This window comes from Desulfobulbus alkaliphilus (assembly GCF_016918545.1).
GTDB lineage: Bacteria > Desulfobacterota > Desulfobulbia > Desulfobulbales > Desulfobulbaceae > Desulfobulbus > Desulfobulbus alkaliphilus.
In genome coordinates, this window is record NZ_JAFFQC010000001.1 from 24422 (window position 1) to 39020 (window position 14599).

Sequence of the window (14599 nt, forward strand, 5' to 3'; positions counted from 1 at the left end):
GTTTGCCCACCCTACTGCGGCATCGGTTTGATTGCAGTTTAGTCAATAATATCGGAGGGTTTGTAGGGCGGGCAGGCGTCTTTTTTCCTGCCAACACGGCCCTGTATCGTTTTCATGCCGGACCACATGCCGTGCCGGCTTATTTCTGCGGATCAAAAGCCTGGCGCAGGGCCTCACCGATGAAAATCAACAGCACCAGCGTCCCCACCAGAACCAGAAAAGTGGTCAGAGAGAGCCACCAGGTTCGATATTCGCTTACCCCTGGGAAAAAACAGTGTGGGCACGGTACTGCTGTGCCCACACGGGCTGCGCCACGAAATGCACCACCATAGCAGCCGAGCCGGTGGGGGTGGGCAAACGGTTGTATCGTTTGCCCACACACGGGCATCGGCGCTGTTTGCTTTTTTGTCAATAATATCGGAGGTTTTGTAGGGTGGACAGGTGTCTTTTTGCCTGCCCACGCGGTCCTGTATCGTTTTCATGCCGGACCACATGCCGTGCCGGCTTATTTCCGCGGATCAAAAGCCTGGCGCAGGGCCTCACCGATGAAGATCAACAGCACCAGCGTCCCCACCAGAACCAGAAAAGTGCTCAGAGAAAGCCACCAGGCTTCGATATTTGCCTTGCCCTGGGCAAGCAGTTCCCCCAGGCTTGGTGTTGTCGGTGGGACGCCCAGGCCGAGAAAATCAAGACTGGTCAGGGCCAGGATTGCCCCGGACATCCGAAAAGGAAGGAAGGTGATCACCGGAGTCATGCTGTTGGGCAGGAGATGCCGGTACATAATGGTCAGGTTACCGACCCCCAGCGCCTTGGCTGCTTTGACATATTCCATGTTGCGGCCTCTGAGAAACTCGGCCCGGACATAATCCGACAACCCCATCCAGCCGAACATGGACAGTAGCAAGAGCAAAAGGATCGGGCTGGGTTTGAAAATCGAGGCAAAGATGATCAGCAGGTACAACTCCGGCATCGACCCCCACAATTCTATAAACCGCTGGAAAAACAAATCAAGTCGCCCGCCGAAATACCCCTGCAGCGCTCCGGCAACGATACCGATCATGGTTCCGACCAGGGTCAGTGCCATTCCAAAGAGAACACTGAGCCTGAACCCGTAGAGCAGCCGGGCCAGGACATCACGGCCCCGGTCATCGGTTCCGAGAAAATTTTCCATGGTCGGTGGTGAGGGGACCGGACGATCCAAATCCCGATTGATGGAGTTATAACTGTGCGGATTGGGAGGATAAAGAATCCAGTTGCCGTCCTCGGTCAGTATCGAGCGGATATATGCGTCACGGTAATCTGTCTCGGTCTCGAAATCGCCACCAAAAACCGTTTCCGGATACATCCGCAACAAAGGAAAATAGTACTCCCCCTGGTAATGCACCAGGAGTGGTTTATCATTGCTGAGGACCTCAGCAAACAGACTGATACCGAACAGCACCACAAAGATCACCAGGGAATAGAAGCCGCGCCGGTTATGACGAAACCGTACCCATCGCTTCCGAGCCGGGCTGATGTTGGCGCTGCCTGTTCGCTGCTCCATTTCAGGACCTACCCTCAAAACCGATCCTGGGATCGACCAGCACATAGGAAAGATCAGAAAGCAGCCTGGAGATCAACCCGATGATGGTGAAGAAATACAGGGTGCCCAGGACCACTGGATAATCACGGTTCATAACCGACTCGTAGGCAAGCAGTCCCATGCCGTCCAGGGAAAAAATGGTCTCGATCAACAGGCTGCCGGTAAAAAAGGCCGTGATGAAACTGCCGGGAAAACCGGTAATGATCGGGATAATTGCATTGCGGAAGACATGCTTGTACAGCACCCGTCCCTCTTCCAGTCCTTTGGCACGGGCGGTGATCACGTATTGTTTGCGGATTTCCTCCAGAAACGAGTTCTTGGTGAGAAGGGTCATCACCGCCAGACTGCCCACGGTGGAGGCGGTTATGGGCAGCACCATGTGCCAGAGATAATCAAGAATTTTTCCTATCAGACTCAATTCATACCAGTTGTCCGAGACCAGGCCGCGCAGAGGAAAAATATTCCAGAAACTGCCGCCGCCGAACAGCACCAGCAGAACAATTCCCAGAACAAACCCGGGAATGGCATACCCGACCAGAATCGCGGTGCTGGTGAGAACATCGAAGGTGGACCCATCACGCACCGCCTTGGCAATGCCCAGGGGAATACAGACTGAATACACGATCACAAAGGTCCACAAGCCAAGCGACATGGAGACAGGCATCTTGGAGATGACCAGCTGAGCAACGCTCATGTGGTGGTAATAGGATTGACCGAAATCGAAGACAAGATACCTGCGCATCATCTCGGCAAAGCGGGTTAAAGGCGGTTGATCAAAGCCGTAGAGCTTCTTCAACTGCTCGATACGCTCCGGATCGATCCCCTCGCTGCCCTGATACAATCCGCCGGCCGCTGCCTCACCGGTGGCACCGTACCCGCTCAATTGCGCGATCATGCGCTCCACCGGACCACCGGGGACAAATTGGGTCACAATGAAGGTGATGAGCATAACACCGAACAGGGTGGGGATCATCAGCAGTATTCGTTTACAGATATACCAGCCCATGAGGTTCCTGTCCTATGCCGCGCGTCCGTACAGAGAAAGGACCGGTACGGCCAGGAAAAGAAGGAACAGGCATGCACCTGTCTTCCGACCGGGATGGAAGGCACGCTCAGCAGAATACATCATGCAACCACTGCTTCGGTGTACTCCTTCAGGAGATCCTGATCCCGCCGACAAAGTCCCGCTCCTCCCGCTGTACCGCTGCCGGATTCGATCGGCCGTGATGCCCGTCCGACTCCTGCCTGCCGGGAAGGTCACCGGCAATCGTTGTTTCCTTGCGTGGCGAGAGAGCCAGGGGGACATAGGCTGGCGCTGAATTCGCCGCGACCACCGGTTCCGCCGACGGTACTGTCGATGATGAAACAGCTGAAGATCGTTCTTCCAAGGGGCGCTTCAAGATAGCCAGCAATCCCTCCTGGATCAGCGACACGTTCACCAATTCCCAACTCCGGCTTCCCAACTCGTTGAGTGATTTTTCCACTTCTTCATCGTCGATATATTTGTCACCGAGAAGACCATCCTTGGAAAATTCAAACAAAATTGTTCTGTATCGCCACACCATCATCAACCCCTCTTTTCCTGCCCACCTGGGTAAATCGGCCGATCTTTCTGTACCCGTTTCGGGTTGCAGATCAAGCACTTGTTAACCTTGCATCCGATGAACGTGGACATCCTGTGCATAATAATCTTGTATCTCCACCCGCTGCAAGCTCGGATCAGCGCTGCAGCTGATCATCGTTGAAAATACCCTCAATAACCCGGCCATCGCTGAAAGTTATTTTCCCTTTGCCATGCCGCCGGCCATTCCTGAACATTCCTTCATAAATACTGCCATCAGGCGAGGTCAAGATACCGTATCCATGGGGCAGGTCATCTTTGAAGGCACCTGTATATTGTTTCTTCTCAATATAGACCATCGTCCCCTGACCGGAGAATAGTCCTTTATTGAATTCGCCCTCGTATCGACTGCCGTCCGGGAAGGTATACACTCCGCTCCCATGAAAGTGGTTATCTTTAAAGGTCCCGACGTATTCGGAACCATCAGGATACCTGAGTCGTCCCTGACCATTTTTCAGGCCACGCTTGAACAGACCGGTATAGGTGCGGCCATCGGCATACCCATATACCCCGCTCCCTTCGATTCGTCCCTGATTGAATTCACCTTCATAGCGGTCACCGTTGACCAGGGTCAACTGTCCCTTGCCGTGCATCAATCCTGCCACATAGGTCCCTTTATACACACTACCGTCGCTCAGGGTGTTGATTGCCTGTCCTGAAAAGGGCTCTTTAGCCTCCCGATCACGGTACAGCACCCCCTTATGCGTATATAGTCCATCGATGCGCCTGGCCTGCATCATATCGGCAAAGCTGGCGACCTGCTCCGCATCGTCAACCGTTGTCTGTATCGTGGCAGCAGTTGCAACTGGATCCGGCGGTTCGGGATCCGGCTGCGTTACCACAGGTGGCGCTGGAGGTGGGGTGTTCCCCTCCCCGGCCACTGAAGTTTTTGCTGGGGAATGTGATGCCACCTCGGGGGTGATACTTGTTTTGTTACGGTCATCCTCCGTCGCCTCTTCCCGGATCAGCCCCTTGCGGGATGTCTCCACGGGGTCGGGCGGCAGCTCCGGTTGACCATCGGCAAAGAGACCGGTGAAGACTGTACCGTCCGATCGCCGCAACCGCCCCTGTCCTTCCATGCGATCATTGACAAATTCGCCGTCGTATCGGCTGCCGTCGGCGCTGGTTAACCGTCCCCTGCCCTGGCGGACTCCGGCCACCCACTGGCCCTCATACTCGGAGCCGTCACTGAAGCGCATGGCACCACGGCCATGGGGTAAACCTTTATCAAAGGTACCGGTGTAGACGCGGCCATCCGGCCATGTCTGTTTCCCCTCTCCAGTCAGGACGCCATTGTGAAAGGTTCCGGAAAGGACCGTGCCATCGGCGGTGGTCAGGGTGCCGGTCCCGTGATACAGATCCTGATGAAACTCTCCCTCATAGCGGGAACTGTCGGTCATTTCCAGCACACCATGGCCTTGGCGGTGGTCACCGATGAAGGTGCCGGTATATCGTGAGCCGTCAATATAACGGCGGACACCGAAACCGGCGGGTTTCCCTTCAAAAAATTCGCCTTCAAAAGAAGATCCGTCCGCAAACAGCAGTTTTCCCTGTCCCTGGATGATGTTGTTGCGAAAATCGCCGCTGAATTCCCGCCCGTCGGGGTAAAAAAGCGTACCAAGACCATGGAAACGCCCCAGTTCGAAATCACCGATGTATTGCATGCCATCGGGATAGATCAAGGTTCCTCTGCCGCTGATCACTCCGTTGTGAAACATACCGGTGTACTTTCTCCCATCCCTGTACTCAAGGATTCCCTGACCATGGAAACGGCCACGTTCAAACTGCCCTCTGTACACCGTTCCATCCGCGGTTGTCAGCGTTCCCGTGCCCCAGAGATACCCTTCTCGGAACTCGCCCTCATAGACACGGCCGTCGCTGTGGGTCAGTACTCCACGACCATTGTGGCAATCGCCCTGGATACAGGCAGCCTGGGCCGTGAAGGGCAACAGCAGTAGAACAAAACAAAAAATAATGAGCCCTTGCACATCCGCCCCCGTTTACCATCGTTGAACTATTTTCAATCCGGCCGCAATCTTCTTGCCGAGAGAACCGCGATTCCTGGCCGAGATCTTACGCCTCGTTTGCAAAACCTTTGTGCAACCAGTCACAGGCCTGAATCCGTGAGCGTTCGTCCGTGCGTCAGCTTCGTTGTTCGTGACCGTTCGATTAAAGTACACTTTATCGGACGGTTACAGGCAATGAAGATGGCGTGCGGACGGATGCCCCGAAGGGCGGCTGGTGTAAGTTTTTTCAAGGGTTTAGCTGTAATTATAATATGATTACAGCAAGATATATCGAAAACAAGCGTCCAGCCATCACGGATACAAGGGAAAAATCAGGAACGGCGAACATAGAGCCGACATGGTTCACCGGAACTGGACAGGACCACCGAAGAAGGCCGATGCCGGCTTTTGAAGCCATAGGCCCGGCATCCCCACGGCCTTCTCGGGTCGTAGGTGATGAAAAAACTCCGACACTGCATGCAATTCACCCCTTGCCCCTGCGGCGGTTTCCTGCTTGTCATGGGCCTGTCCATGGCAAACGGATTTCGTTCAGCCGTTCTCGACCCTTGGGTGAGGACAAGGAACGGCTCATACTTTTTTCGGGTAGTCGAAAAAATGGAGAAATCCGGTCCCTTCGGTTATCTCGCCCCAGGAGACAACAGGAAATTCCAGGGCGACGATACCGCTGGTGGGAATATTGGCAATCCCGAGATTGCCGAGCATGTTGGCCAGGATCGTACTCTCCGGATTATGACCGACCATCAGGACCGTCACCAACCCTGGATCAAGGGTCTGCACCAGGTTGAGCAGCGTTGCGGGTGCAGCCGCATACTGGTCGGCATGGACCCGCAGCCTTGGCAACGGATACCCCAATTGCGCAGCATAGTGCTCGGCGGTGATTTTTGCTCGAACCGCCGGGCTGGTCATGATCAGATCCGGCCGTATTCCCCGACGGGCCAGGCGTCGGCCCATTTCCGGAGCATCACGCTCCCCTCGCTTATTGAGGGGCCGCTGAATATCGCTCAGCGAGGCATCCCGCCAGCTTGATTTGGCATGGCGGCAGATCAGCAGTTGTTTTGTCTCTTCAGGAGGTGATACGGGTTTGGATTTCATTCCAGAGTCTCTCATACGCCTGGGCGGCATTGGATTTGGGCAGGGCAGCGGCAACAGGCTGCCTGTACAGGCCCATCCGCTCAATGTCCGCGGAATAGGGGATGACGGTTTGCAGCAGACCGGTTTGGTTCTGGGTGCTCCGCATCAGATCCAGGTGCATCTTTTTCCTTTTTTCCACCATGGAAAAAAACACCAGCACCTTTTCCCGCCCTTGGCCGATTTTGTCAAGAAAAGCGAACAGCTGTTCAAGGGAGAGCAGAGACAGGGTTGTGGGAATCACAGGCACCAGGATGAACTCAGCGGCATAAAAGATATTTTCCGACAGCAGGGTGATATTCGGGGGACAATCGAGAAAGATCCGTTCATACTCCTCTTGCAGCGGTTGAAGCACCTTGTGGAGCCGTTGCTGGGACTTCTTGAAATCATCCAGGGCAATATCGATGTTCCGGTAGGAGAAATCAGCGGGCAGCATGTCGAGATCGGGAAAATCCGTGCCCCGGATATTGGCGTCAATATGTTTTCCCCCTCTGAGCAGTTTCTTGCTGCTGAATTTTTTCGCGGGGCGAATGCGGAAATAGTAGGAGGCGGACCCCTGGGGATCCATATCGCAAAGCAGGGTTTTCCTGCCCTGCCGGGAGGCGAGATAGGCCAGATTGACCGAAGTGGCGGTCTTGCCAACCCCACCTTTGATATTGTAGACAGCAACAATACTCATGTTGTTTATTTCCGCGACTGAAAGAGCCTGGTAAATAAGGCGGTGTTTTCGGGATCACTGAAGCGGGTGAAAATCTCCAGAAAATGGCAGCGCAAAGCCAATTGCTCCTCATAGAGGCTCTGCATCAGACCGCCAAGGGCGGCCGCAATTTCCAGATCGCGATGCGTGTTGCCCCTTCGCTTCTCCAGAGTGCTGACCACCATGTCCTGCTGCACGGAAAGATCATTGAACACCCCGAGAATGTCCTGCAATTTTTTCAATTGCCGGACCACCACTTGAATCTCTTTTTCTGGATACAGGGTCCTGAAAAACTCAATGGCGTAGCGGAGTTTCTTACATTGAATCCGTAACCGATGCACATCTGCATCCGGTGTGTCGGCATTCAAGGCCAGACCGTCCTGCATAACCCGCTTGAAGCGACGAAAAATAATCTTGCCGGCCAGCTGATCCACCGGGGTCTTTGCCTCGGCAGCTGGTTTCGCATCTTCGGACGCTAGATACCGCCGCCATTTGTTGAGAAGGGTTCTGGTTTTTTTCGACCGTAGGACCTGCGCCATTTTTTTCACTTCCTTGCGTCTCTGCTCGACGAGATCGTCAAAAAAAGCCTCCAGTCCCGGTCGCAGGGCGGCAGGCAAACGATCGGGATAGCTGTCCCGTCGGAGCAGATAGACATCAAGATCCCGGGTTGGTCCGGTGATTCGTCCCAACTGAGCAAAATCTTTTGCAAACGAGGCAACCACTGACGCCGGCAGTACTTTTTTCACCAGGCTCAACCCTGAACGGGTCCTGCGGATGGCGACTCTGAAATCATGAAGGAATTCACTGTCCAGATCCTCAAGAACTCCGGGCAGGTTGCGTTGCATGGCTGTCAGCAGATGACGGTAGATCAGGACCATGGCCTGACGCGAAGTCAGTGAGTCATCAAGTTGCAGGGAAAATTTGGAGGTATAATCCAAGGGCCGCCGATCAATGGCACGACAACCTTCTTCAAAACCGATCAACGGGGAGGCAGGAGTGGTGAGGCCATTGTTTTCCAGGAGAAGTCGGACCCGGACGGTTTCCTGGTCATACCCACGCACACCGAACAGGCGCAGCATCCGATACACTGTTTTCCCGGTGACCGGTCGTTGTTCCTCAAAGACCACCCTGGCCACGGTCTTCTCATCTTCATTGAGCAGACGGAACTGGCGGCCGACCAGAGAAACCGTGGCAAGAGGCAACAGACAGCGGACAGACAGCAGTGGCTCGATCACTTTCCTGAGGCTGCCCGGGGGGAAATCCCCGGCGAAACAAGCTCGATGCAAATGCGGCCCCCCTTGCTGCACGGTCACCGCGCCGCTGTCACCATGATACAGGGTCCAGGCCGTGCCATGACAATGGAGAATATACCCCCGCCGATACAACCGCCAGTCAAAGGAATCAGCATAGGTCACCGTAGCGGCATATTCCGGGGCGGCATCGACACCAAATTCCGTTGCCAAAGCGGCGAGCAGGGTCTCGGTCCGCAGGGATTCGGGAATAAACCAGGTATCAGGCCCGGATGGCATCATTGTGGCACCTCAACTGCGATAATCGGCGTTTATTTTTACGTAATCAAAAGATAAATCACAGGTGTACACTTCGGCCTCGGCGCGGCCACGCTGGAGTTGCACGGTAACAGTGAACTGCTGCTGTTGCATCACCGCGGTGGCGGCAGCCTCTGCATCTCCACCGACCGCCTGACCATTAGCCACCAGGAGGACCGAATCAAAACTGATCGCCACCCGATCCGGGTCAAAGGCGCATTTCGATCGACCCAGGGCGGCGATAATCCGACCCCAGTTGGCGTCCTCGCCAAAAAAAGCCGTCTTCACCAGAGCGGAATTGGCAATTGTCCGGGCAGCGGCGACCGCTTGCTGCTCATTTTCGGCTCCGGTCACTCTGATGGTCACCATTTTGGTGGCCCCCTCACCGTCGGCAACGATCATCAGGGCCAGCTCCCTGAAAACCTTGTGGAGGGCTGCACCAAATTGATGCAGAGCCTCAGGGGTTCTGGCATCTATCAGGGCATGACCGGCCAGCCCGTTGGCCATGACCAGCACCATGTCATTGGTGGAGGTATCGCCATCAACCGTAATCCGATTGAAGGTCTGTTCAACCCCGGACTTGACCAGGTGATCGAGGGTGGGAAAATCGATGCAGGCGTCGGTCACCACGAAACAGAGCATGGTCGCCATGTCCGGCATGATCATCCCCGACCCTTTGGCCACCCCGAGCACGGAAACCTCAACGCCATCGATCAACATCCGGGTCGAGGCAATTTTAGGGTACGTATCGGTGGTCATCATGGCCCGCGCCAATTCAGTGAATCCCTGGGGAGAAAGCCTGCCCACCAGCGGTGCCATGGATCTGGAAAAAGGCTCAAGGGGCATGGACTGACCGATGACCCCGGTGGATGCCACCTGAATCAGCGATTCCTCCAAGGTCAAGGCATCCGCCGCCAGAGCGCTGACCGCTCGAGCTGTCGCCATGCCCGCGGCCCCGGTACAGGCATTGGCATTGCCACTGTTGACGACCACGGCCTGAGCCAGCCCTGAACGAAGCCGTTCCATGTCGAGCTGCAGAGGTGCGGCCTTGACTGCATTGGTGGTGAAGGCACCGGCTGTCACTGCCGGTACTTGAGAGAAGATCAACCCCAGATCAAGTCGGTTGGGATACCTTATCCCGGCGGCAACCGCAGCGGCGGAAAAACCTTGGACCTGCATGGAATATCCTGTTTTTTATTGAGGTTATTGTATTCACCCACAGCGGGATCACTCTACCAGATACCGTGCAAAAGAAAAGAGGAAGATCGTGGCCCAAGAGCAATTTTCCTTGACCATCAGCAGGTTTTCATGTGACAGTACAGCAACTTGGCAGAATCTCCCGGGTTGTCATGCCAGTAAAGGTTCCTGCTTCCAGTCCACGCCGCCTTTCTCTTACACCCGGTACACGTTTTCCAATTGGCAATCCCGGTCGATACTGTCTGGCCAGACCCGCTCAGGGCGGTTGCAGCCGGATCCACAAAGGGTCCGGTCAGCACCCTCCTGGATTCGTGAAACCTGGGCGCTTGTTTTGGATATATCTTTTTTGTGATCATATTGTAATTACATTGAAATCCTTGATAATAACCTTGACCAGCCACCCTGCGGGATGTCCGTCCGCCCGTCATTTTCATTGCCCGTAACCGTTTGATACAATGCACTTCTATCGAACGGTCTAGGACAAGAAAGCTGACGGACGGACGAATGCCCACGATTCAGGACCCTGTGAGCTACCGTTATCATACCTTATGGATGAATTCACCTGGATACTGACCACATCCCTGTTGATTGCCGACCTTGCCATCCGCATCGGCTTTTCTCTGCGGGTCATCATGCGCAAACGAGTCCCCAGCGTCTCCTTTTCCTGGCTGGTGGTCATTCTTCTTTTCCCCTTCATCGGCGCCCTTATTTATCTCCTCTTCGGTGAGTACAGGCTGGGCGAGCGAAGGGCCCAGCACCTCCTCAAGGGTCGATCGCTCATCAAGGAGTGGTCCAACGCGCCAAGAAACTCAGCTCCTGTCGACTGGGGCAACATTAACCCCGAGTGTCTTCCCCTGGATCGACAGATAATCGCCACCCTTGGCATCCCCACCATGCCCGGCAACCATCTCCACCTGATCGACACCTCTAAAACATTTTTCGACCGTATGATTGAAGATGTCCGCGCAGCCACTTCAACCTGCTACTTCGAATTTTATATCCTCCATGAAGCTGGCCAGGTCAATGATTTGCTCGCGGCCCTGCTGGAAGCGAGACAAAGGGGAGTGACCTGTCGCCTGCTTCTCGACAGTATCGGTTCGAGAAAATTCCTGCGCGGCAAAACAGCGGCACGGATGCGACAGGAGGGAATCGAGGTGGCGGAAGCGCTGCCGGCGGGTCTTATGCATATCCCTTTTGTCCGCATCGATCTGCGCAATCACCGGAAAATTGCCGTCATTGACGGAGAAATCGCCTATACCGGCAGTCAGAATCTGGTGGATCCCCGCTACTTCAAGCAGGAGGGAGGATATGGTCAATGGATTGATACCATGGTCCGGGTCACCGGACCGGTGGTGGAATTGCTCACCGCGATCTTCATGTTTGACTGGCTGCTGGAAAGCAACAAACGGCTGCCTGATTATACCGGCATCACCAACATCCACCAGGTGCCTCCGGCGGGCGAGGCCCTGGTGCAACTGGCTCCCTCGGGGCCCGGCTACGGCGAGGATACCATCCATAACCTGCTGTTGACCACCATCTATGCCGCCCGCAGGGAGTTGGTGCTCACTACTCCGTATTTCGTACCGGACAACGCCATCCTGGCGGCACTCAAGTCGGCAGCCCAGCGCGGAGTTGCGGTGACCATTATTGTCCCGGAAAAAAACGATTCCAAACTGGTCCATTATGCCAGCCGGGCCCGTTACGATACCCTCTCCAGAGCTGGAGTGCGTATCATGACTTTTTCCGGAGGCCTGCTGCACGCGAAAACCATTACCGTCGACAGTGACTTCTGCCTGTTCGGCTCGGTCAATCTTGACATGCGCAGTTTCTGGCTCAATTTTGAAATAACGTTGTTTATTTACAACAAGGACTTCACCCGCCAGGTCCGGGCCCTGCAGCAAAAATACATGGACGGCGCAACCGCCCATGACAGTGAGTCCTTTGCCGCCCGGTCCTATGGCCAGCGGCTCCTGGAAAATTTTGCCCTGTTGCTCAGCCCTCTACTGTAAACCCGCAACCGTTGAACATTTATGAAAATTCTGCTCCTCAGCGATATCCACGGTAACTATCCGGCTCTTGAGGCGGTGAGCAGGGCATCAGCGCACCATGGTTGTGAACAGATCGTCAACTGCGGCGATATTACGGTCTATGCGCCTTTTCCCAATGAAACCATTGACTGGCTGCGCAATCGGGATGTTTTCAGTATTCGGGGCAATACCGACGACAAGGTGCTCAAACTGCTCAAGGGAAAAAATTTCCGCAAACCAAGCAAACCTGAAAAACGGGTCATGTATACCAGTACAGCGGCCCTCCTTTCCCCGGTCAACAGAGAGTATCTGCTGGGATTGAAAAAAAAGAGACTGCTGTCTATCGACGGCATATCCTACGGTCTTTTCCATGGAAGTCCGGCCGACCACGAGGAATTCCTCTTTGCCGACACCCCGGAAAAGCGCTTCAGGGAACTGGCGGCAGGCACATCCTGTAAAGTCGTGATCACCGGGCACTCCCACTCACCTTATCACAGCTATGTGAATGGCGTCCATTTTATCAATCCCGGCTCAGTGGGCAGAATGTTCGATGGTCGCCCGGAGGCCTCCTTTGCCGTACTCGAACAGCTGCACGGCACCATCAGCGTTACCTTTCACCGCTGTCCCTATGATGTCGAGGCAGTGGTCAAGGCCCTGCAGCGGTACCAACTGCCTTCGGTGTACGGGGAAATGTTCCGCACCGCGAGCAAACGGAATTGAACCGCCGTTTGCAATGATGCCTCGCACACGTTCGTCGGGTGGGCAAAAAGGGCTGCATGCCCTGGACCTGAATCCGTGACGGCTGGATCTTGTTTTGGATATATCCAGCTGTCATCAGATTGTCATTACAGAGAAATCCTTGATAATAACCTTCACCAGCCGCCCTTCGGGGCATCCGCTCACGGATCCAGGCTGGAAACTGGGCACTCTGCCAGATGCTCACCCCTCGGCGGCGGATTGACAGGCCTCCATGATCCTGGCCTCCACATAGCCCAGTTGGTGCTCGGAGCAGGTCTCAAGATCGAAACAAAGGGCATCTTCCCCCAGGAGACCACCGGGGACAAAAGCGCCCCGCTCTTCCGGGTCCTCGATCATGTCAGCGAAAAAACAGACCGACAGCCAGCGGGGCTGGTCCTCGATCACATCAATCATCAGCAACAAGGGCCGATTACTTTCAGGATGCGTGGCCCGAAGGGAATAGGTCAAACCGGGACGGGGATGAAACTCGAATTCGACCCCGGCCCGCGCCGCGAGCAGATCCTTCATCCGGATAAAACCTGCTCTGGCTCCCTCGGTATCATCCTGCCAATCCCTGAGAAATGCCTCTATCGTCTCGTTGATCTGGTCCATTGTCTTCCCCCTTCTGTTTTCGTTGCCAGTACAATCAGGTATCTGAATCCGTGACGTCAGGGCGCATGTTTTGGATATATCTTGCTTTAATCATGTTATAATTGCAGTTAAACCATTGACAATACCTTTCACCAGCCGCCCTTCGGGGCATCCGTCCGCACGCCATCTTCATTGCCCGTAACCGTCCGATAAAGTGTACTTTAATCGAACGGTCACGAACAACGAAGCTGACGCACGGACGAACGCTCACGGATTCAGGAGGAAACCTGATTTTTCGTTTCCTGTTCTTTCCGTTGTGGATTTTCCCGCAACTGATATGCTACCCTGCCTTATACCGCAAAAAAATCCTTCTTCCAGAAAAAAAGCCGAGCACCATCAGGCCTCAACCGTTCATACATCTCAGGGGACAGACGAATGGGTAAAAAAGTCAAAAAAAATGAGCTGGTCAAAACCGTGGACATCAAGCTGCAGGAAGGAACCGCGTTGCGGTTCAAGGATGTGAAGAAGGACAACGACAACCTGCCGGTATGGGTCAGCAAAAGCGCCCTGGCCTATGAAATAGAATTAAAAAAACTGCAGGCTGAACTGATGAAACTGCAACTGGATATGAAAAAAAACGGTACCCGCGTTCTTGCTATTTTCGAGGGGCGTGACGCTGCCGGCAAAGGCGGGACCATCAAACGAATCACCGCTTTTCTCAACCCCCGCAACACCAAGGTCGTGGCCCTGGCCGCGCCCAGCGACAAAGAGGTGACCCAGTGGTTTTTCCAGCGCTATGTGCCCCACCTGCCCGCCGCCGGCGAGTTGGTCCTCTTTGACCGCTCCTGGTACAACCGCGCCATGGTTGAGCCGGTCATGGGTTTCTGTACCGACGAGCAGCATAAACGATTCCTCAAGGATGTGCCCCTGTTCGAAGAGATGCTGGTCAAGGACGGTATCAAGCTGTTCAAATTTTACTTCTCCGTGTCCAAGGAGGAACAGGCCAAGCGTTTTGAAGCCCGTAAAACTGATATACTCAAGCAGTACAAGCTCTCCCCGGTGGACAACCTGGCACAGAAATACTGGGATCAGTACACGGTCAAGAAATTTCAGATGCTCAACGAGTCAAACCGTTCCATCAGTCCCTGGACCATTATTCGTTCCGATAACAAAAAAACAGCGCGGCTCAACTGCATCAAGCACATCCTCTCCAATCTCGAGTACGAAAAAAAACTTCCTGAAGAAGAGTTGCAAATCGATCCCAAAGTCGTTATTTCCGGTATTGAAGAAATCAAACACATGGAAAAAAATCTCTTTGAACCGGAACTCCTGCGCGGCTGAAATCCATGGCGTGCCCGTGCATCGGCCACCAACAACGTAGCTGACGCACGGGACGAACGCTCACGAATTCAGATCCATGAGAGCGATCAAGCTGTCGCCCTGC

Annotated in this window: 14 protein-coding genes; 3 read left to right on the top strand and 11 right to left on the bottom strand. The window is 54.5% G+C overall.

Annotation, left to right across the window (positions count from 1 at the left end):
• Positions 1-139 precede the first annotated feature (139 nt).
• The 10 genes from JWG43_RS19495 to argJ all read right to left on the bottom strand — a co-directional run bounded on the left by JWG43_RS19495 (position 140) and on the right by argJ (position 9781).
• Complete coding sequence (locus JWG43_RS19495; RefSeq protein ID WP_240193280.1) at positions 140-301, bottom strand: hypothetical protein; 162 nt, start codon at positions 299-301, stop codon at positions 140-142.
• Positions 302-505: 204 nt separating this feature from the next.
• On the bottom strand, positions 506-1543 hold the full coding sequence (locus tag JWG43_RS00160) for an ABC transporter permease (RefSeq protein WP_205240780.1): 1038 nt from the start codon (positions 1541-1543) through the stop codon (positions 506-508).
• A gap of 1 nt (position 1544) precedes the next feature.
• Entirely contained in the window at positions 1545-2588 is a 1044-nt protein-coding gene (locus tag JWG43_RS00165; protein WP_205240781.1) for a microcin C ABC transporter permease YejB, read from the bottom strand.
• 148 nt (positions 2589-2736) lie between these two features.
• Positions 2737-3150, bottom strand: coding sequence for a DUF4177 domain-containing protein (locus JWG43_RS00170; protein WP_205240782.1), 414 nt, complete (start codon positions 3148-3150; stop codon positions 2737-2739).
• A gap of 151 nt (positions 3151-3301) precedes the next feature.
• Positions 3302-5191: an MORN repeat-containing protein gene (locus JWG43_RS00175; RefSeq protein WP_205240783.1), complete on the bottom strand. Its 1890-nt coding sequence runs from the start codon at positions 5189-5191 to the stop codon at positions 3302-3304.
• Between the two features lie 350 nt (positions 5192-5541).
• Positions 5542-5730, bottom strand: coding sequence for a hypothetical protein (locus tag JWG43_RS00180; RefSeq protein ID WP_205240784.1), 189 nt, complete (start codon positions 5728-5730; stop codon positions 5542-5544).
• Positions 5731-5797: 67 nt separating this feature from the next.
• Entirely contained in the window at positions 5798-6322 is a 525-nt protein-coding gene (locus JWG43_RS00185; protein ID WP_205240785.1) for a SixA phosphatase family protein, read from the bottom strand.
• Positions 6294-7037 carry a ParA family protein gene (locus JWG43_RS00190; protein WP_205240786.1) on the bottom strand — a complete coding sequence of 248 codons (744 nt, stop codon included), beginning with the start codon at positions 7035-7037 and terminating at the stop codon, positions 6294-6296. The genes JWG43_RS00185 and JWG43_RS00190 overlap by 29 nt, the downstream gene beginning before the upstream one ends.
• A 5-nt stretch (positions 7038-7042) precedes the next feature.
• Positions 7043-8587, bottom strand: a complete 1545-nt coding sequence (locus JWG43_RS00195) for a CHAD domain-containing protein (RefSeq protein ID WP_205240787.1) — start codon at positions 8585-8587, stop codon at positions 7043-7045.
• A 9-nt stretch (positions 8588-8596) separates the two neighbouring features.
• Entirely contained in the window at positions 8597-9781 is a 1185-nt protein-coding gene (gene argJ, locus JWG43_RS00200) for a bifunctional glutamate N-acetyltransferase/amino-acid acetyltransferase ArgJ (RefSeq protein WP_205240788.1), read from the bottom strand.
• Between the two features lie 566 nt (positions 9782-10347).
• Between argJ and cls the strand changes: the two genes are divergently transcribed.
• A complete protein-coding gene (gene cls / locus JWG43_RS00205; protein WP_205240789.1) occupies positions 10348-11808 on the top strand; it encodes a cardiolipin synthase in 1461 nt (486 codons plus the stop codon).
• A 21-nt stretch (positions 11809-11829) separates the two neighbouring features.
• Complete coding sequence (locus tag JWG43_RS00210; RefSeq protein ID WP_205240790.1) at positions 11830-12546, top strand: metallophosphoesterase family protein; 717 nt, start codon at positions 11830-11832, stop codon at positions 12544-12546.
• Between the two features lie 219 nt (positions 12547-12765).
• On the opposite strand, the gene JWG43_RS00215 is transcribed toward JWG43_RS00210, so the two are convergent.
• Positions 12766-13176: a hypothetical protein gene (locus tag JWG43_RS00215; RefSeq protein WP_205240791.1), complete on the bottom strand. Its 411-nt coding sequence runs from the start codon at positions 13174-13176 to the stop codon at positions 12766-12768.
• 414 nt (positions 13177-13590) lie between these two features.
• Here JWG43_RS00215 and ppk2 point away from each other — a divergent pair, with 414 nt between their 5' ends.
• Positions 13591-14496: a polyphosphate kinase 2 gene (gene ppk2, locus JWG43_RS00220; RefSeq protein WP_205240792.1), complete on the top strand. Its 906-nt coding sequence runs from the start codon at positions 13591-13593 to the stop codon at positions 14494-14496.
• Positions 14497-14599 lie beyond the last annotated feature (103 nt).